At 41.1% G+C, this 19,979-nt stretch carries 17 protein-coding genes; 12 read left to right on the plus strand and 5 right to left on the minus strand.

From position 1 onward, the window contains the following. Positions 1-91: 91 nt before the first annotated feature. The 4 genes from ftsY (at position 92) to PE36_RS09355 (ending at position 4,553) form a co-directional block, all read left to right on the plus strand. A complete protein-coding gene (gene ftsY / locus PE36_RS09340; RefSeq protein WP_006031762.1) occupies positions 92-1,447 on the plus strand; it encodes a signal recognition particle-docking protein FtsY in 1,356 nt (451 codons plus the stop codon). Positions 1,448-1,549: 102 nt separating this feature from the next. Next, positions 1,550-2,221, plus strand: a complete 672-nt coding sequence (gene ftsE / locus PE36_RS09345) for a cell division ATP-binding protein FtsE (protein WP_006031763.1) — start codon at positions 1,550-1,552, stop codon at positions 2,219-2,221. Between the two features lies 1 nt (position 2,222). Then, on the plus strand, positions 2,223-3,182 hold the full coding sequence (ftsX, locus tag PE36_RS09350) for a permease-like cell division protein FtsX (RefSeq protein WP_006031764.1): 960 nt from the start codon (positions 2,223-2,225) through the stop codon (positions 3,180-3,182). A 174-nt stretch (positions 3,183-3,356) separates the two neighbouring features. Beyond that, positions 3,357-4,553, plus strand: coding sequence for a GGDEF domain-containing protein (locus PE36_RS09355; RefSeq protein ID WP_232286557.1), 1,197 nt, complete (start codon positions 3,357-3,359; stop codon positions 4,551-4,553). 31 nt (positions 4,554-4,584) lie between these two features. Here PE36_RS09355 and PE36_RS09360 read toward each other — a convergent pair whose 3' ends face one another. Beyond that, positions 4,585-5,091, minus strand: coding sequence for a LysM-like peptidoglycan-binding domain-containing protein (locus PE36_RS09360; protein WP_232286558.1), 507 nt, complete (start codon positions 5,089-5,091; stop codon positions 4,585-4,587). A 334-nt stretch (positions 5,092-5,425) separates the two neighbouring features. On the opposite strand from PE36_RS09360, the gene parC reads away from it, so the two are divergent. Then, entirely contained in the window at positions 5,426-7,681 is a 2,256-nt protein-coding gene (parC, locus tag PE36_RS09365; protein WP_006031767.1) for a DNA topoisomerase IV subunit A, read from the plus strand. A 67-nt stretch (positions 7,682-7,748) separates the two neighbouring features. Continuing rightward, entirely contained in the window at positions 7,749-8,468 is a 720-nt protein-coding gene (locus PE36_RS09370; protein WP_006031768.1) for a 1-acylglycerol-3-phosphate O-acyltransferase, read from the plus strand. A gap of 173 nt (positions 8,469-8,641) precedes the next feature. On the opposite strand, the gene rsmC is transcribed toward PE36_RS09370, so the two are convergent. Beyond that, positions 8,642-9,676 (minus strand): 16S rRNA (guanine(1207)-N(2))-methyltransferase RsmC, encoded by a 1,035-nt coding sequence (gene rsmC / locus PE36_RS09375; protein WP_006031769.1) that lies wholly within the window; start codon positions 9,674-9,676, stop codon positions 8,642-8,644. Between the two features lie 396 nt (positions 9,677-10,072). Between rsmC and dapA the strand changes: the two genes are divergently transcribed. Then, positions 10,073-10,990 (plus strand): 4-hydroxy-tetrahydrodipicolinate synthase, encoded by a 918-nt coding sequence (dapA, locus tag PE36_RS09380; protein WP_006031771.1) that lies wholly within the window; start codon positions 10,073-10,075, stop codon positions 10,988-10,990. Between the two features lie 82 nt (positions 10,991-11,072). On the opposite strand, the gene PE36_RS09385 is transcribed toward dapA, so the two are convergent. Continuing rightward, on the minus strand, positions 11,073-11,657 hold the full coding sequence (locus PE36_RS09385) for a DUF1566 domain-containing protein (protein WP_006031772.1): 585 nt from the start codon (positions 11,655-11,657) through the stop codon (positions 11,073-11,075). Positions 11,658-11,671: 14 nt separating this feature from the next. After that, positions 11,672-13,174 (minus strand): DUF1566 domain-containing protein, encoded by a 1,503-nt coding sequence (locus tag PE36_RS09390; RefSeq protein WP_006031773.1) that lies wholly within the window; start codon positions 13,172-13,174, stop codon positions 11,672-11,674. Positions 13,175-13,477: 303 nt separating this feature from the next. Here PE36_RS09390 and oxyR point away from each other — a divergent pair, with 303 nt between their 5' ends. Further along, positions 13,478-14,374, plus strand: coding sequence for a DNA-binding transcriptional regulator OxyR (gene oxyR / locus PE36_RS09395; RefSeq protein WP_006031774.1), 897 nt, complete (start codon positions 13,478-13,480; stop codon positions 14,372-14,374). Between the two features lie 133 nt (positions 14,375-14,507). Here the strand turns inward: oxyR and PE36_RS09400 are convergent, their stop codons facing one another. Continuing rightward, complete coding sequence (locus tag PE36_RS09400; RefSeq protein WP_006031775.1) at positions 14,508-17,081, minus strand: penicillin-binding protein 1A; 2,574 nt, start codon at positions 17,079-17,081, stop codon at positions 14,508-14,510. Between the two features lie 203 nt (positions 17,082-17,284). Here PE36_RS09400 and pilM point away from each other — a divergent pair, with 203 nt between their 5' ends. From pilM to PE36_RS09420, 4 genes are read left to right on the plus strand one after another with little or no spacing between them, the layout of a single operon-like run. Further along, on the plus strand, positions 17,285-18,316 hold the full coding sequence (gene pilM / locus PE36_RS09405; RefSeq protein ID WP_232286560.1) for a type IV pilus assembly protein PilM: 1,032 nt from the start codon (positions 17,285-17,287) through the stop codon (positions 18,314-18,316). Continuing rightward, entirely contained in the window at positions 18,316-18,870 is a 555-nt protein-coding gene (locus tag PE36_RS09410; RefSeq protein ID WP_006031777.1) for a PilN domain-containing protein, read from the plus strand. Before pilM ends, PE36_RS09410 begins: the two co-directional genes overlap by 1 nt. Position 18,871: 1 nt before the next feature. Beyond that, the gene (locus tag PE36_RS09415; RefSeq protein WP_006031778.1) at positions 18,872-19,450 is read left to right on the plus strand and encodes a type 4a pilus biogenesis protein PilO; all 579 of its coding nucleotides are present in this window, start codon (positions 18,872-18,874) and stop codon (positions 19,448-19,450) included. Next, positions 19,447-19,974, plus strand: a complete 528-nt coding sequence (locus PE36_RS09420) for a pilus assembly protein PilP (protein ID WP_006031779.1) — start codon at positions 19,447-19,449, stop codon at positions 19,972-19,974. The genes PE36_RS09415 and PE36_RS09420 overlap by 4 nt, the downstream gene beginning before the upstream one ends. Positions 19,975-19,979 lie beyond the last annotated feature (5 nt).

Consider the following 19,979-nt stretch of genomic DNA (forward strand, 5'->3'; position numbering starts at 1 on the left):
TGTCTGGACAGAAAGGTGATAATATATGTCAACATATTGATATTGGGTCATTGTAGCAGTTCAAGACTGGCGAAAGTAAGGTTTTCTAAAAATGGCAAAAAAAAGCATAAAAAATTGGTTTGGTTTCGGTAAAAAAGAAGCAAACAACACGGATGAAGACAAAGTTAACACTGAAGTACTGGTTGCTAGTGATGACGAGAGTGGCGACGAAAAAGCGCGTCGTAGAGCAGCTGACTTACAACTTATCGCTGACTTCGAAAAAAGCAGTGCAACAACGGCTGATGACCATACTGTTACTGAAGCAAATATAGTAGTGACTGATGCTAATGTAGTTGCGACTGAAACTAACATCATTGTTGCTGAACCTGAAGTAGCTGCAGTTGAGCCTGAAACCGTCGAGTCTGAGAATTCTGAACTCGCGGTAACAGAGCAAAACCCTGTTACGCAAGCTGAAGTGATTAAAGATGCTCCTGCGGATATTCAAACAGCGGGTTCTGAAGTAGATGAACCTGTTAATAAAGACAAATTCTTTACTCGTTTAAAGCGTGGTTTATCACGTACCAAGGGTAATATCGGTAGTGGCTTTAAAAGCTTTTTCCGTGGCAAGCATATCGATGATGACTTATTTGAAGAACTTGAAGAGCAGTTATTGATTGCCGATTTGGGTGTCGCAACAACCAAACGTATTATTGATAATCTAACGCAACAAGCATCACGTAAACAATTAAAAGATGCTGAAGCGCTGTACGATATCTTGAAAAAAGATATGGCGGATATGTTGCACAAAGTTGAGCAGCCGCTAGTGATTGACAGTAACAACAAGCCACACGTGATCTTAATGGTTGGTGTGAACGGTGTTGGTAAAACCACGACTATCGGCAAGATGGCGAAGAAATTCCAAGCTGAAGGTAAATCGGTAATGCTAGCGGCAGGTGATACATTCCGTGCTGCCGCTGTTGAGCAGTTACAAGTATGGGGGGATCGTAACGGCATCCCTGTGGTTGCCCAACACACTGGCGCAGATAGTGCCTCGGTATTATTTGATGCGATGCAGTCGGCAACCGCGAAAGACGTAGATGTGCTGATCGCCGATACTGCGGGTCGTTTGCAAAATAAAGCGCACTTGATGGATGAACTGAAGAAAGTCGTCCGCGTCATGCGCAAACACGATGCAACTGCGCCACACGAGATCATGTTAACGATTGATGCGGGTACGGGGCAAAATGCCTTGAGCCAAGCGCAGCTGTTTAAAGAGGCTGTGGGTCTTACCGGCATTACTATCACCAAGTTAGATGGTACGGCTAAAGGTGGCGTTATCTTTGCCGTGGCAGATAAATTTGAGATCCCAATCCGTTTTATCGGCATTGGTGAAGGTATTGATGATTTACGTACCTTCAACTCGGAAGAGTTTATTGAAGCGCTGTTTAGTAGCGAAGATAAAAAATAACGCGAGCAGTATATTTACCTACATACTCATCGTTAATTCGGTGAGTATTGTATTTCACTATTCTAGATTTCTATACGAGCACACACCAAGGACGCGGTCATCATGATTCGGTTTGATAATGTATCTAAAGTTTACCCTGGCAGTCTCTGCGCATTACAGAAAGTTAATTTTCATCTTGAGAAAGGTGAAATGGCCTTTTTAACAGGACCTTCTGGCGCCGGTAAAAGTACCTTATTAAAACTAATTAGCATGTTAGAACGACCAAGCGCAGGCGATGTTATCCTTAATGGTCGCAATGTCAGTAAGATCAATAAAGCTGACATTCCCTTTCTACGCCGTGATATTGGTATCATTTTTCAAGATCACCGACTACTCGTCGACCGTACCATTTTTGATAATGTTGCATTGCCTTTGATTATCAAGGGTTATACCGCGAAACAAGTTAAAAATAGGGTGTTGGCGGCATTAGATAAAGTGGGTTTATACAATAAAGCCAAGTGCTATCCACCGATGCTTTCTGGTGGTGAGCAACAACGGGTGGGTATTGCCAGGGCGATTATTTCTCGCCCCAAATTGTTGCTTGCGGATGAACCCACGGGTAATTTAGACCCGCAGTTATCAATGGAAATCATCAAGTTATTTGAAGAATTTAACCGTACTGGTACCTCAGTATTGATTGCTACTCATGATTTGGGCTTGATTGCTAAAATGCGTTATCGCACCTTACGTATTAAGGCTGGTGAGATGTGTAATGACGAGTTACAAGGGATTTAATATGAACAAGCAACCCAACAAACCTGATGCTACCTTAATTAAACGTATTCAAATTCGTTGCCAGCAGCATATTCATCAAGCTATATCGAGCTTGGCAGATGTGTGGCGTACGCCGATTGCATCATTGATGACCATGTTGGTACTCGGGGTTAGTTTAGCCTTACCCAGCACCTTGTACGTGGTATTAAAAAATAGCCAAGCAGTAAGCCAGGAATGGAGCAGTCCGACAGACATTAATTTATTCTTAAAAAAAGATTTACCTGAGTCTCGTTATAAAAATTTACTGCATCGCTTAAAGACCTACAAAGAGGTTGATAGCTTTGAGTACATTTCCAAAGAACAGGGCATGGAAGAATTTAAGCGTACTTCTGGGTTAGTATCGGCATTAACCCTGTTAGACCATAACCCATTACCGGCCGTCGTCGTGGTCACTCCTAAGCCTTATTACCGCAGTTCCATTGCCGCACAAGAGTTACTGGCTAAGCTAGAGCGTGAGCCTGAGGTGCAACAGGGTAAGCTGGATATTATGTGGTTAGCACGGTTAGAAGGGATTATTTCTATTTTTAGTGATGCCGTGTTAGTTGTTTCAGTTCTATTATTAAGTTCAGTATTATTAATTACTGGCAATACCATCCGCTTAAATATTTTATCTAACCGTGCTGAAATTGAAGTATTAAAATTAATTGGCGCGACCAATGCATTTGTGCAACGACCATTTTTATATACCGGATTTTGGTATGGCGCTATCGGTGGTATTTTAGCTTGGTTAGTGACTATATTTATGGTGTATTGGATGGAAGATACCGTGCTCAACCTTGCTCAGTTATATAATACCGAGTTTAGTATTGAGGGGTTAGTATTTAACGAGGTCATGTTGTTGTTTATTACCGCGATTGGTATGGGATTGAGCTCAGCCGCTATTTCTGTTAATTACTATATTGCTAAAATTGAACCTAGCTAATAGATCGCTAAACTTGAAGCAAGTTAGTAGATCACTAAAGTTGAATCGAGTGAATAGAAAATTGTACTGGTACCAGAGCAAATTGGATCTGGTTAATATAAATTACAGCGCTGATTTGCGCTATTGCAGTAAGTGACGTCAATGTATTTAAGGTTATTACTTACATTTGTAATTATGTTTGCAGGACTTTTACTCCCGCCGTTTTTTGCTGTGCTTTCAACTGCGCAGCAAGGCATGTTGGTTGAATTACCGAATATATTATTTATGCTTGTGATCATACTAAGTCACTTCTTTAAGCAAGGTCGTAGTGGTTTTGCTGCGCTGCTGATGCTGGTGGCTTACAACGTTATCCAACAACGTTTACAAACCCCGCTGGCGGTTGGCAGTACGTTATTTGAATATTATTTTCTGGTGTTGTTATTACCGGCAAATTTAGTGTTGTTATTATTCTTACCCGAACGCTCACTGTTCTCCTTTAAAGCACTTTCATATCACGCTATCTTTATCTTACAAGCTGCCGTTTTCTATTGGTTTATTCAGCCCGAACAATTACCTTTGGTGACCAGCTTGTTGACTGCAATAGAACCTTGGATCTTGGTATTCGGTGATGTGTCGGTATTACCCAACATATTACTGGGTTTATTGATCTGTGCGGTGCTGATTGCGGCGATACTCATGCTGTTTAGAGATGTGTCTTCCGATCAAGCATTTCTGAGTGCGCTACTGGCGTGTACATTGACTGTGGTTGAGTTTGAGCAGCAGTGGATATCGGCCAGCATGTTTACCATCAGTGCGATTGTACTGCTGTTAAGTATATTAAAACGTAGCCATGAACAAGCTTTTATTGATGATCTTACCCGTATTCCGGGTCGTCGTGCGCTCAATATTGAACTGGCTCAGTTGAGTGGTAAGTACAGTATTGCCATGTTGGATATTGATCGCTTTAAAAAATTCAATGATGCCTATGGCCATGATATTGGTGATTCGGTATTAAAAATGGTGGCGTCGCAATTGGCGACAGTGAAAGGACGAGGTAGAGTATTTCGTTACGGTGGAGAAGAATTTACTATCTTATTTAAAGGTAAATCGGCACTCGATTGTGTCGGTTACTTAAACGAAATTAGAGTATTAATTGCTGATTATCCTTTTCAAATTCGCCAACCCGTCGAGCGTAGAGAACCACAGGAAGAAGGCGCTAACAATACGGACAGTTGTCGAGAGGAGTTTATTGACAAAACTGTTAAGGTTACAATCAGTATCGGTGTTGCCCAGGAGCGAAGTTCAACAACAAGCCCTGACGAAGTGATTATAGCGGCAGACAAACTACTGTATAAAGCCAAAGAATCAGGGCGAAATCAAGTGTGTGCTTAACTTCTCCCGACTAGGTTAATTGAGAGCTATGTTAGTGATAAATGTAACTGCCATCTTCACGTAACGAAAATAGCACGGGTTCATTATCTACATCAGTAATTCTCAGTTGGATTAACTCACCTGTTGTCGCAATATAAAATGACATGATTTGTCCAGGTCTGACCTGGGTAATGTATTGTGGCCGTAATGCAATTAAATCATGCAGTATTGCTGACGGAATATCGTATTGACGGAAAATACGGTAAACAGAATCGCCCTTGCGGATCACATGGGCACGCCATTCTCCGTCGATATATTCAGGGTCGAGTAGTTTAATTTTAACTGGCGGCGAGGTATTGTTGGTTTGATTATGTTCTAGGCCCGCTTTATTTGCTACATTTTGAGTTGGTGCGACCGTCAGCGTAATGGATTTTCGTGCGCTGGTTCCGGCTTGGCTGTTGGCTGTATCATTGGTTGCTGGCAGCATAAGTAATACCACGACAGCGAGTAATACCGGAGGCAGTAATTTACGGTGAATACTTGGTAGTGATTTATACACGCTACGTAACACCTTGACGCGTATTGTTAATGATGGAAATAATAATTTAGTTTTTTCGATAAGAGAATATAATGCACTGCTCCTCATGATTAATTTCCTGTCATTTTTGTTTTGATCGGATTTTGAGCTAACCAAAATCACCTTAGATAATTACAATATTGGCGGGTTATAGTTGAAATAACTATCTATAACTTACTTAAATTACACAATTTGTTGTGATTATCTAAGATGATTTTATTGCGCGTTTCATCATAATATAAATGCTTAAAAATAGCATATGTTGTTTCGCTTTTGATTGTGAAATTTTTATTTATTCTAAATAACAGGAATCTTGATGACTGACGTTATTGATATGAGCTTAGAAGGTGTCGAAGAACAACCGCTAAGGGAATTTACCGAGCAAGCATATTTGAACTATTCCATGTATGTGATCATGGATCGTGCCTTGCCTCATATTGGTGATGGATTAAAGCCAGTTCAACGCCGCATTACCTATGCTATGTCTGAGCTTGGCTTGCATGCGGGGGCTAAATATAAGAAGTCAGCGCGTACTGTTGGTGACGTATTGGGTAAATATCATCCCCATGGTGATAGTGCTTGTTATGAAGCTATGGTACTCATGGCACAACCTTTCTCTTATCGTTATCCATTAGTCGATGGTCAGGGTAACTGGGGTGCGCCGGATGATCCGAAATCATTTGCGGCAATGCGTTATACCGAAGCTAAATTATCCAAGTTTGCGGAAGTATTATTAGGTGAAGTTGGTTTGGGTACGGTTGACTGGTCACCTAACTTCGATGGCACCATGAAGGAGCCACAATTATTACCTGCACGGTTACCACACATCCTGTTAAATGGTGTGACCGGTATTGCGGTTGGTATGGCGACGGATATTCCACCGCATAATGTACGCGAAGTGACGAATGCGTGCTTACATCTGATTGATAATCCAAAAGCAGAATTGTCAGAACTGATGGCTTATGTGAAAGGTCCTGATTACCCGACTGAAGCGGAAATTATCACCCCAGAAAAAGACATCGCCAAGATCTACGAAACCGGTAAAGGCAGCATTAAAATGCGCGCGGTATTTACCATTGAAAGTGGTGATATTGTGATCAGCGCGCTGCCACATCAGGTTTCTGGTGGTAAGATTTTAGAGCAAATTGCGGCGCAAATGCAGGCCAAGAAATTGCCGATGGTGGCAGACTTACGTGATGAATCGGATCACGAAAATCCAACCCGACTCGTCATTATCCCTCGTTCTAACCGTATTGATATCGAGCAGTTAATGGCGCATTTATTTGCCAGTACTGATCTTGAAAAAAACTTCCGCGTTAACTTGAATATGATCGGTTTGAATGAGAAACCACAAGTTAAAGGCTTAAAGAAAATATTATCTGAATGGTTGGTATTCCGCCACAGCACGGTGCGTCGCCGTCTGCAATTCCGCTTGGATAAAGTACTTTCACGTCTGCATATGCTTGATGGTTTATTGATCGCATTCTTAAATATTGATGAAGTGATTGATATTATTCGTAATTATGATGATCCAAAAGCGGAATTAATAAGTCGCTTTGATTTGTCGGTTAAACAAGCAGAAGCGGTATTAGAACTAAAATTACGTCATTTAGCGAAACTAGAAGAAATGCGTATTCGTGGCGAGCAAGGTGAGTTAAATACCGAGCGTCACAAACTTGAGCAACTGTTAAGTTCAGATCGCCGCCTAGCAACCTTGGTTAAAAAAGAATTAATTGCGGATGCCGAGAAATTTGGTGATGAACGTCGTTCACCGATCATCGAGCGTAAAGAAGCGAAAGCCTTAACCGAAAAAGAATTAATGCCAAATGAAGCCGTGACCGTGGTGTTATCGCAACAAGGCTGGGCACGTTGTGCTAAAGGCCATGATGTTGATGCCAAAGGACTCAGTTATAAAGCCAGCGATGGTTATAAAGATGCCGCAGAAGGACGCAGTAATTGTCCTGCGGTATTTATTGATTCGAGTGGTCGTTCGTTTGCACTTGATGCACACACATTGCCTTCTGCACGTAGCCAGGGTGAGCCATTAACGACCCGATTTACCTTAGCGGCTGGGAAAACCTTTGTGCATGCGCTGATGGCGGATGATAGTCAGCAATACTTACTCAGTTCTGATGCGGGTTATGGTTTCATTGGCAAGTTCAGTGACATGATCAGTCGTAATAAAAATGGTAAAGCATTATTAACCTTACCTGCTGCTGGTTTAGTGATTGAGCCACAAGCCGTGACAGATATAGCCACAGACCATTGTTTAATTATCTCTAACGAAGGCCGGATGTTGATTTTCCCGCTATCGTCATTACCATTATTATCGAAAGGTAAAGGTAATAAATTAATGAATATTCCATCCGCACGGGTTAAAAGCCGTGAAGAATTTGTGCAAATGCTGACAATTGTGCCGGAAGGACAGTCGGTGACACTTTATGCGGGTAAACGTAAATTAACCTTAAAACCTGCTGATTTAGAACATTATAAAGGTGAACGTGGACGTCGTGGCTTCAAATTACCACGCGGATTACAGCGAGTTGATACGTTAGAAGTCGTGGATGAATAACTCAGCTAACGCTTGTACACTGAGTATCGGCTAGGTATACTGCAGCCATGTTAAAAGAGGGTTACAAATGTTATTAATTAGTCGTTTAATCTTGGTTTTACTATTTATGATCTATTTACTGATCATGAGTATATTACGCTTTAGTTTACAGCCTCGTCATCCAAAACACGTGGCATGTGTGGCGCGAAACTTCTCTCGTTTGGCGCGTATTTTTGGGGTGAAGCTAATAGTCCGTAAACCCGCTGGTTTGAATGATGCTGGCCCGTATGTATTTGTTGGTAATCATCAAAACAACTATGATTTGGTCACGATGACAGCTGCGGTACAACCGGGTACTGTATCAGTTGGCAAAAAAAGCTTAGTTTGGGTACCTATTTTTGGTTTTGTTTATTGGCTGTCAGGTAATATCCTGATCGACCGTAATAACAAAAGCAAAGCGTTCGGTACTATTTCTGCAGTGGCAGATCGTATCCGTAAAGGTCACTTGAGTATTTGGATGTTTGCCGAAGGTACGCGTAGCCGTGGCCGTGGTTTATTACCGTTTAAAACTGGCGCATTCCATACTGCAATTCAAGCGGAAGTACCGATTGTGCCAGTGTGTTGTTCAAATACGCATAACAAGATTAAATTAAACCGCTGGGATAATGGCGAAGTGATTATTGAGATCATGGCACCGATTCCAACGGTGGGATTAGAGCGTAGTTCGGTAAGAAAGTTATCAACTGACGTACATGCCATCATGAAAAAACGTATTGACGAGCTATCTGCAGAAGCAAGAGACGCTTAATTAAATGTAACTATTAACCTTAATAATACCGAGCTGAATTTAAGGTGAATTATTTAAGGTAAATAATTTTTGATTAATAGTAAAACGCCCATCACAATTGAATTGTGATGGGCGTTTTTATTTATGCTATTTATTAACGCAATGCGTTATGTGCATAACTATTTATTGGCGACTTATTTATTCGCGTAATAGACAGCAAATTTAGATGATTTTATTTGTAATAAACAATGTCCAAAACTTGCTTCGATGATTTCTGGATATTTAAGGAAGCTATTTGCCACTAAAACTAAATGACCGCGTGGATTAATGTAACCATTGGCTTCTTTTAAGAATGTCTCAGTACTTGCATAGTGGGTTTTTAAACCAGCATGGAAAGGTGGGTTAGAAATAATATAATCAAATTTACCGCTAATATCAGAATACACATCAGAAAGGTAAGCTTGACCGGCTAATTCATTCGCCGCTAAGGTCAATTGACTCGATTTAACCGCAAGCGCGCTCACATCTGTCATTTCCACTTTACTTGCAGGGAAACGTTTAGCGATATAACTACCGATAATACCGGCACCACAACCCAGATCAAGCACACGACCGGATGGTTTCTTGTGTAAGTTATTAAGTAGAATTTTACTGCCCGTATCCAGCTTACCGTGGCTAAATACGCCAGGTAATGTACATACTGTTAACTCAATGCTATTCACTGTGATAGGGAATGTTGTAACCCAATCATCTTGAACAAATTTAGCAACTGGCTTATTTAGTTCCGTTACAAACAGCGAGCTACGACGTGCTGCATCTAGTTTGTTACAAATATCGCCATACGGGGCAAAGAATTTATTGGCACTGCGAATACCGGCATTGTTTTCACCCACCATGAAGATCATCGCGCCATCTTCAAGATGTTCGGTGATGTTGGCTAATAGATATGTTACTTCTGCTTTTGATTTTGACATGTAAATCAACGCAACTTGGTGTTTCTTAACGGCTTGATATTCAGTCGAGCAATGATTATCAATATTACTGACGTTATCATAATGTAGTTTAGCGGAATAATCGTAGCTGAATAACGTCACTTTTTTTGCTATTTTAGCTAATTCTGTCGGGTATGTATCTTCGATGTAACCCGCAATCAACAGGTCTTTGTCTTCAAAATATGCAGTATTACGTTCGAGTAATTGACTGGCTAGGGTATAACTATTGCTGATCATGGGTCTGGGCTCTTTACTTAATTTGGTCGAAGATTTGGTCGGAGAGTATATACCCAAACTACTTCAATATCTTCCCCTTTCGGTTTGTAAATTGCACATGCCATCAGTCGTTTGGCTATGGCTTTGCCTCGTGGGATTGGCGGTTTGATGTTGCTTATACATGATCCCGCTTGACATTTTGCGGTGAATAACGAATTATTAAACGATAAATAATAAACGCTTAAATGTTTTTTCATCAAAATGAGAACGTCACATGCTTACTTTAAAACGAAAACAAGATAAACAAGGCAAATTAAAGCCAACGTAGCATGTGATTCGAGAACATATAAATCCCTATAGAAACCTCGACCGCAATTTATGTATTCGAGGTTTTTTTATAACTGAAATGGAGCTTCTATGAGTGTTAACTCACCGGTCACCGATAAAGCAGCAATGAAAGCATTACTTAAAGGCTCAATTGTTGCTTTGGTTACCCCGTTTAAAAATAATAAAATTGATGAACCAGCATTACGTAATCTCGTTGACTGGCATGTAGAACAGGGTACGCATGGTATTGTTGCTGTGGGTACCACTGGTGAATGTCCAACATTATCATTAGAAGAGCATTGCCAAATTCTTGATATCGTTGTCAGCCAAGCTGCAGGCCGTTTACCGGTTATTGCAGGCGCGGGTTCAAATAATCCAACCGACGCGATCATGTTATCTAATCATGCTCAAGCTGCCGGTGCTATCGCGACGTTACATGTGGCTGGTTATTACAACCGTCCTTGTCAGGAAGGTTTATTCCAACATTTTAAAGCGATTAACGATAATAATGATCTGCCTATCATAGTTTACAATATCCCTGGTCGTGCGATTGTCGATATTCAACCTGAAACGTTAGCGCGTATGGCTGAATTGAAAAATGTGGTCGGTATTAAAGATGCAACAGGTGATCTGTCGCGTCCTTGGTTAGAACGTCAATTAATTAAAGGTGATTTCTCTTTCCTTTCTGGAGATGATTGCACCACGGTTGCTTATAATGTCTCGGGTGGTAACGGTTTGATCTCGGTGTCTGCAAACGTAGCGCCAAAACTGTATGCACAAGTACAAGAATTAACGTTTGCGGGTAAATATAATGAAGCGAGAGAATTACAAGATCGCTTGATCACGCTTCATAGCTTAATGTTTAAAGAAACAAGTCCAGCAGGTGTGAAGTACGCTGTGTCGTTGTTAGGCTTGTGTGAACCTGAGTGCCGTTTACCTGTTATTGAACTGACCCAAGGTACAAAAGATGAAATTCGCGCTGCTATGGTTGAATTAGAGTTGATTTAAGCTTGATGGTGTAAGGTTTTATAACTAATGAAAACGGCGAGCTTAGCTCGCCGTTTTTGATCTTAATCGATAAACATATCGATTAGCGATAGCCACCTTTTACTGCGCGCACCGCATAAGTCGTTAACGAACTATCATGTTGAGAAAAAGGCACTTCAGTACCGTTGGAAAAATCAATCACTCGAGAGACTAAATGTGTAATCGAATAGGGTAATGTAAGATCTGCAGACCCCTTGTAAGGTGTACTGCTATAATAAATACTCGATATAGCATTTGGGAATAAAGTAAGATTAATCGCGGGCTCTGCACAACTGCGATCAATGAGTGAACCAAGCTCTTTAATGTTTGGTAATCGCCAATCGCTAATATTATTGACACTATGTGCTTCAGCGCCAAGTAAGGCTTCCTCCCAGGTCGCAAAACTTATTGCTCCACTACCAGAGCAAGTATTTGAGGTTCGGTTATAACTTTGTCCTATTGTACACTTTGCCCATACTAGACTAGTACGCAGATCAACGACGGTACCATCATGATTATCAATAAAATCAGATGGTGTATAATCTTGTTGTAATGTTGCATCACAGTTTAAATTGACTGGATCTGATGCCGCAAAGACATGTGAGCTAAATAGTCCAGCGCAAATAAGTAACAAGGGTATTTTTTTCATTGTAATATCGCCTCTTATTCTGCGTCATCAGTTGTTGGATTTAAGAATTCACTAGGGATATTACTGCTGACCACTAGTACTTTATGGTATTCTTGTTTATTACATGTCTGAACATTACCTGTTTCTAAATTCACACACCAAGCAAGGCCAGCTGCCCCTTTCACTGATGAACTCGTCCAATAAATCGAACCATTTACGCCGTTATTATTAATCACACAATCTTCTGTTGCACAATCAAAGAAGGTTTTATCAAGAGCATGTTTGTCGGTAGCAATGGTGCTGTAATCATTCACTTGTTCATAGTTCATAATACTGCGCAGCTGTTCTACCGTTGGTACTACCCAGTTACTTTCTCCGCATATTTTTAAGAAATTAGTTTCGTTAGCATAACTACCAGAGGCACAATATAAGGCAAGTTCACGATCACCGTAACCACTATTGTAACCGCAGAGACTATTGGCAAATCCAGCTGGATCCGTACTCATGGTAAAGCTGTCGTTGTTATTGTTTGGTGAACCATGATGCCAGCCAGGTCCAACGCCAGATAACGCAGATGCTTCCCATGGATAGCTAAAGTTGGCAGCATTGTAACGAGGTTCTTCTGCCATTTGATATTTTGCTGGGAGAGCAGGGTCAACTTCGCTGTTCGTGAGTGTATTTGTCTGGGATTTTACTTGCCATGTTAATCCGGTGATCTCATCTTTTACACAGCTATAACTGCTATTGTTTGCAGTCACTGGCATGCCATTATTGGCTATTTTTACAAATCGAAATCCAGCCTTACCTTTATATTCTGGATCTAAGCTATCCACATCGCGACTGTTTTTGTAAAAAACACTGCTCGTATCTTGGCTATCGCCGCCATTATTTACTGTTGCGTCTGAATTGATAATGACATCGAGTCCATAAGCGGCATCTTGTAAGGCGTAATTTCCACTTGCTTGCGTGGTAAGAGTGAAATCACTGGTGTCAGAATAGGTTGTCATGCCTGTATCGTTTAAATTGACATTACCTGATATTAATAAAGATAAAGTCGCAGGATCACCTGTTGAGCCGGTAAAGGTAAGTAACAATGTACGAGCATCGTAGACATCACCTTTTTTATTGGTTTGAATGGTTAGGCTTGTAGTGGTTGAACCTACTGGAAATGTTAGCGTTGATACATTGCTTATCGTATAGTCTTCGCTGCTACCTTGTACTGCTGTTCCTGAAATCGAGATCGCGTAATCGACCGCAACATCCGGTATTTTGTCTAAAGTATATGTGAAAGTAAATGTCTGACCGCGTTGAATAATCTTTGGGGTGAAGTTACCTGATGCAGTGTAAGTGTTATCACCTGAACTATCATCGGAGTTATCGCCAGAACTATCACTAGTATTATCACTAGTATTATCGGAAGTATCCCCTGTGCTATCACTATTATTACTACTTACCGTGTCTAAGTTATCACTACCGCAGCCCGTTAAACCGAGAGACAGCAGTAAAATAGCTAAGAAACTTAATTTTTTTAAGTGCATACAAAATCCTTATCATTGCTACAACAGTAATCCGTTACTGAATAATTGTGCTTTATTGTTGTATAAAAAACATATCGATAAACATTGTTACCAATATGTTAATTTAAAAACAGTGCCACGATAGTACCTATAATTTAAACGACTGAGAAGTACAAATTGTCATAAATGATTAGAATTATTCTATTTATGGGTAATTAATCATGATTTTTCATTATTAACAGTGTGGTTATTGTTGGTTTATTGATAGAATACACGAATCAATAATTAGTATTTAATTGCTTTTACCGTTTGAGTTGAGTCGATATGAACTTAAGAGATTTAGAATATTTAGTCGCGTTACAAGAATTGAAACATTTCAGAAAAGCAGCGGAAAAATGCTTTGTTAGTCAACCGACACTCAGTGGCCAGATCCGTAAATTAGAAGATGAACTGGATGTTATCTTGATTGAACGTACCTCAAGAAAGGTATTGTTCACCCCAGCCGGCGATCAAATTGCTGATCAAGCGCGTACTGTATTATTAGAGTCGAAAGCGATTAAAGAAATCGCTAAGAGTTATGCAAGCCCAACGGCTGGCGCAATTCATATTGGCCTGATCCCAACTGTTGCGCCGTATCTACTGCCGCTCATTGTGCCCTCGATGAAGAAAAAGTTTCCTGATTTAGACATGTTTTTACATGAAAACCAAACCCATGAGCTATTAAAGCAGTTGGACGAAGGTGAGTTGGATTGTCTGTTATTAGCGTATTTACCAGGTATGGAAAAATACGGTCATATTGAGTTATATAAAGAACCATTAGAACTGATTATTCCTAGTTCACACCGTTTTAAAGGCCGAGATCGGGTTGATTTATCGGAGTTACGTGGCGAGAAGGTATTGATGTTAGAAGATGGCCATTGTCTACGTGATCAAGCGATGGATTACTGTTTTACGGCGGGTGCTGAAGAAGACCAGAGCTTTAAAGCGACGAGCTTAGAAACACTACGTCATATGATTGCTGCAGAAGCGGGGGTAACGTTATTACCACATCTGGCTATCCCGCGTAGTCGGTTCACAGAAGGTGTGGAATATATTAAATTTGTTGAGCCAGAACCGATCCGTAAAATTGTTTTATTGTATCGTAAAGGTTCAGTAAGACGCCCGTGTTTTAACGACATCGCAGAAGTGATCAGTAAACAAGTTGCTGCAACGATAGTTTAGCTAAACTGTTTAAATAAATAGTTTAAATAAATAATTTAAATAAAGATCCTAGCAAAGTTGTAGATATAAAAATGGCGCTACTTTTAACATAAAGCAGCGCCATTTTTCATTGACGTTATGTTAATAACAAAGCTTAAAACAAATCATCGAGTGATTCATCTGCTTCTTCACTCTGCTCATCGAGTTGATCGAATGACGAATCCGCATCTTGATTATTCACATACTCGGTTGGTTCAGAGCCTTTAATAAAGTACTCAAAACGTGAGGTATAATCGGACTTGTGTGTTAATAACCCCGATTCACGATCGATACGTACTTGAACAATATTTTCCGGCAGTACATTCGGACGCTGTGGTATCCCTTGTAGCGCTTGTTTCATGAACTCAATCCAAGCTGGTTGCGCTGTTTTAGCGCCCGCTTCACCACCACTAATCTGGTGTTTACCTAGGTTGATGTTACGGGTAACACGCCCTAGTTCACGGCGATGGTCATCAAAGCCTATCCAGCTAGTGGCAGACAGATCTGGGTTAAAGCCCGAGAACCAAGCATCTTTTGCCTCGTTTGTAGTCCCTGTTTTGCCACCGATATCGCGTCGTTTCAGCGCTGCCGCGGCACGCCAGCCCGTACCGTTCCAACCGGTTTTATGACGCCAACTGCCTCCACCCCAAATAACGCTAGCCATCACTTCACGCATTAAAAATGCATTTTGCTCAGTGATAATTCGGGGGGCTAATTGTTGCGAACTATAAGGTGCGATAGTACATTGTGCGAGTGCATCACCTTCGATTGATAACCAATGTTCAAGGGTATCCGTGCCGAGTGCGATTTGTTTTTCACATTCTAAACAGGCTTGTTTTGGCGTGGCCTGGTAAATTAGCTCACCCTTGGCATCTTCAATGCGGTCAATAAAGTAAGGTTCTACTTTAAAACCACCATTGGCAAACGTTGCAAAGGCAACCGCAACTTCTAACGGTGTCATTGACGCAGAGCCCAGAGCGAGTGACTCATCACGTGGTAACTTGGCTTTATCAAAACCAAATCGTGTCATGTAGTTAATGGCGTTATTTAAACCGACTTGACGGAATAAACGTACCGACATAACATTTTTCGACTGTGCTAGGCCTAAGCGCAAACGCGTTGGACCATTGTATGTTGGCGGTGAATTTTTTGGTCGCCACGCCGTACCAGCACGTTCATCCCACTGGTTAATTGGCGCATCATTGATTAGCGTTGCGAGTGTTGCCCCTTGCGCTAAACCAGCTGAATAAACAAACGGTTTGATGTTTGAACCAATTTGACGTTCGGCTTGGGTGACACGGTTAAACTTACTGTGTTGATAATTAAAACCACCGACTAATGCTTCAACCGCACCGTCATTGGCATCAATGGCGATAAAAGCAGAACTGGCGTCTGGTATCTGACCTAACATCCACTGCGCTGGTTCAGTTGTTGCTGGGATTGGACGTAGCATGACAATATCACCGGCATTCACAATTTCGGCTGCAGTTTGTGGTGCTGGGCCTTGCTTCTTATCAGAAATAAATGGACGCGCCCATTTTAAACCATCCCAAGTAACAGTGACCTGTTCGCCATTAGCAAGTAATGCGTCGGCAGTTTGCTCTGTTACTGCCGTAATAACTGCAGGTTGTAATGGTCTATAGCTCGCTTTATCTTTAAGTAATAATAACAGTTCTTCGTTACTCAGCACCTCATCATTAGTCCAAGCCTGGCCCAATGGACCGCGATAGCCGTGGCGTAGATCATAATTAAGTAAATTATTAATGAGTGCTGTGGTTGCTGCAGTTTGGCGCTCGCTGTGAACTGTGGTGTAGACATTTAAACCTTGTCCATAAGCTTTATCTTCACCGTAGCGTTTGATCACCTCAGTACGCACCATTTCGGCCAAATAAGGCGCGGATAAATCGATTTCAGCACCGTGATACTTTGCCGTAATCGGCGCATTATTGGCTTCTTCAAACTGTGCTTGAGTAATATATTTTTCGTCTAACATCCGTAATAATACGATATGACGACGGGCTTTCGCGCGTTTAGGTGAACGAATTGGGTTTAATGCTGACGGTGCTTTTGGTAAACCAGCAATGATTGCCATTTGCGCCAGTGTTAATTCGTCTAATGTTTTGCCGTAGTATACTTGCGCTGCAGCGCCAATACCAAATGAACGATAACCGAGTGGGATCTTATTCAGGTATAACGTCAAAATCTCATCTTTGGAAAGATTTTGTTCGATATGCCAAGCTAAAAAGATCTCTTTAATTTTACGAATAAAGGTTTTTTCTCGGGTTAAAAAGAAGTTTCGAGCAACCTGTTGGGTAATGGTACTCGCGCCTTGTTTGCGCTCACCAGTCATGATCATGACCGTGGCTGCACGGACAATACCTATTGGGTCTATGCCTGGATGGGTATAAAAACGATTATCTTCGGTGGCCAAAAATGCGTTGATCATTAATGGCGGCACATCATCAATAGCAATGGGGATCCGGCGTTTTTCACCAAATTGAGAGATCAGTTTGCCATCTTGGCTAAAGACTTTCATTGGTGTTTGCAGTTGTATCGTTTTTAATGACGTTACATCGGGTAATTCTGGCTTGATATAGAAATATAGTGCAATGATGCTCCCTACACCGAGCAGTCCGCTAACTAATAAAAATACGGATAATCGTTTAATCCATTTCACAATAGTGCCCACAATAATTTCTTAATAATCGATCATTATATCTCTGTTTTGTGAAATAGTACGAGTTCTTTATGATAGACCTCAGAGATTTAAGTCTGTATGCTTTGTTGTATAACAAATAATTAACAATCATTTAACAAGAAAGTCGTCATTGTTATTACATAGAGTTGAAGATCATTATGCTAAAGCTGTTTAAAAGGAATCAGACAGTGGCAATGATCGGAGTTGATTTTGGATCATCTTCCGTAAAAGCCCTAGCGCTGTCTAAGCGATCAGAACATTATGTGGTAGATATGGTATCAGAGGTTTCAACGCCAAAAGGATGTGTCGTTGATCACCAATTGCAAGATATAGAAGCATTAACGAATGTGTTGCAACAGGTGCGTCAAGATTTTCCTTTCCGTTATAAACAAGCTGCTACTGCCGTATCTGGCACCAATGTTATTACAAAAATTATTTATGTTGATACTGACCTTTCCGGCCCTGAGTTGGAAATGCACATCGAGTTGGAAGCGGAAAGTTTAATTCCTTTCCCGCTTGATGAAATTAGTCTCGATTTTGAAATATTAGGTATCAATGACAATAACCCAGGTAAGCACAATGTGTTATTGAGTGCGACGCGCACGGAAAGTGTCACATCATTAGCTGGCTGCCTCGAAGAGAATGACTTTATCCCCCAAATTGTGGATGTGGCTGCGCATGCATTAGCGCGCTCTCACGATTTGTATTTACGCTTGGCTGATCTGCAAGATGATAGCAAAGTGGTGGCCGCGATTGATATTGGTACCAACATGACCATTTTTTCAATGCTGCATAAGGGCGAATCTATTTATTCTCGGGTGCAAAACTTTGGTGGCGAAAACTATACGCGCATCATTAGCGAGCATTATACGTTGAAACGTGATGAAGCTGAAAAAATGAAACTCGCTCAACAGTTGCCACTGGATTACGATATTGATGTATTGGCGCCTTATATCACCGCATGCATACAGCAGATCCGTCGTAATGTGCAGCTGTTTACTAACTCTGGCACATTGCAGAAAATAGATATGATCACACTGAGTGGTGGTTCTGCATTAATCATGGAACTGGCACAGGAAGTGGAAAGCGAGCTGGGTATCACCACCCGTGTTGCCAATCCTTTTGCTCAGTTTGACTATGCGGAAGAGGTCGAAGATAAAGAACATTTAATCGCTAACGGACCCCGTTATATGGTCGCACTTGGTTTAGCAATGAGGGCGTTTTAATGTCAAATATTAATCTTTTACCGTGGCGCGACGCGGATAAAAAATACCGACAGCAACGCTTTTTCACGTTAAGTGGGATTAGTCTTGGTGCGACCTTGTTAGTCATGATCATGCTGAATATGGTGGTTGGCGGTTTTATCGATAATCAAAAACAACGCAATGCCTTGTTAATGCGAGAGATGCAAGTTATCGATGTTAAACTAGGTAAAATCAAAGAGTTACGTGGTCGTAAAGATAAGCTGCAAGAGCGCATTGATTTAATTCAAAGTTTACAGCGCAGTCGCAATACCCCCACACAGCTAATGAATACCCTGCCACAATTGGTACCAGCGGGTGTAAATCTGGCAAAATTAACCTTTAAAAATGACATTATTAAGATTAATGGCACCAGTGATTCGAATACCCGTCTGGCGGTATTACTGCGTAACATTGAGGAATCAACTTGGCTTAGAGATGGTAACTTAGACTCTATTATTGCCTTGTCGGCAGAAGAGGGCAATCGTTTTGAAATGCGATTCTCGGTAACACCGATGGCGACGGATGAGGGCAGCTAAGATGAATCTACAAGAACTCAACGAACTTGATCTCGAAGATCTGGGAAATTGGCCGAAACCAGCCAAAATTGCCATTAATATTATTTTTTCAATATTGATTGCGGCGTTATTTTATTGGATGTTTATCGCGTCGTCGTTACAAGCACTGGAAAATATTGAAAAGAAAGAAGCAAGTTTAAAATTACAGTTTGAAGCAAAAGCCAGACTTGCAGGGAATTTAGGCTTATATACTGAGCAAATGTCTGAGATGGAAAATTTATTTAATCACATGCTTAAGCAGTTGCCATCAAAAAGTGAGACCGCAGGATTACTCGATGATTTGAGTTATATTGGTCAGCATAATGGCTTGCAGTTGCGCAGGTTTAAATGGTTAAAAGAAGTCAAACGGGACTTTTCTTATGAAGTCCCGGTCAGCTTAGAGGTAATTGGTACCTTTCATCAACTTGGTCAGTTTACCAGTGATATTGCTGCGTTACCACGGATTGTAACGCTAGAAGATTTCACTATTACCAAACTGCAAGGGGAATTACTGAAAGTGAATATGATTGCCCGTACTTATCGTTATAAGGGGGATAAATGAAGCGAATAACTAGCCTCGTTTTTCTAACGCTGACGATAACCGGTTGTACTGCGGATAATCAGGACCTGGTGGATTACATCAATGACGTTAAAGGGCGTAAAACAGCCCTAGTTGAAAGTGTGCCGGATATGGAAAGTTTTGTGGCATTGCATTATTCGGAAACGGGGGCACGTAACCCATTTTCGAATCCTCGTCCTGAATCGGTAAAAGCAGAAACACCGTTCCCACAGAATTGTCCGCAGCCTAATTTTGCCCGGATTAAAGGGCCGTTAGAAACCTATTCGTTAGATAATTTAAATATGCATGGCACCCTCGGCAGTGAAAAGCACCTTTGGGGGTTAATAAGAGCAAGTACGGGGGAGATATTCCGAGTTTCACCGGGTGATTATATTGGACTTAATCACGGTGAGATACTCGACATAACCAAGAATTATATCGAACTGTCGGAGTTGATATTAACGGGTAAGGGATGCTGGCAAGTTCGCACAACTCAAATTCCTCTTAGCAGTCAAGGTAATAGTTAATAGTA

This window comes from Moritella sp. PE36, assembly GCF_000170855.1.
GTDB lineage: Bacteria > Pseudomonadota > Gammaproteobacteria > Enterobacterales > Moritellaceae > Moritella.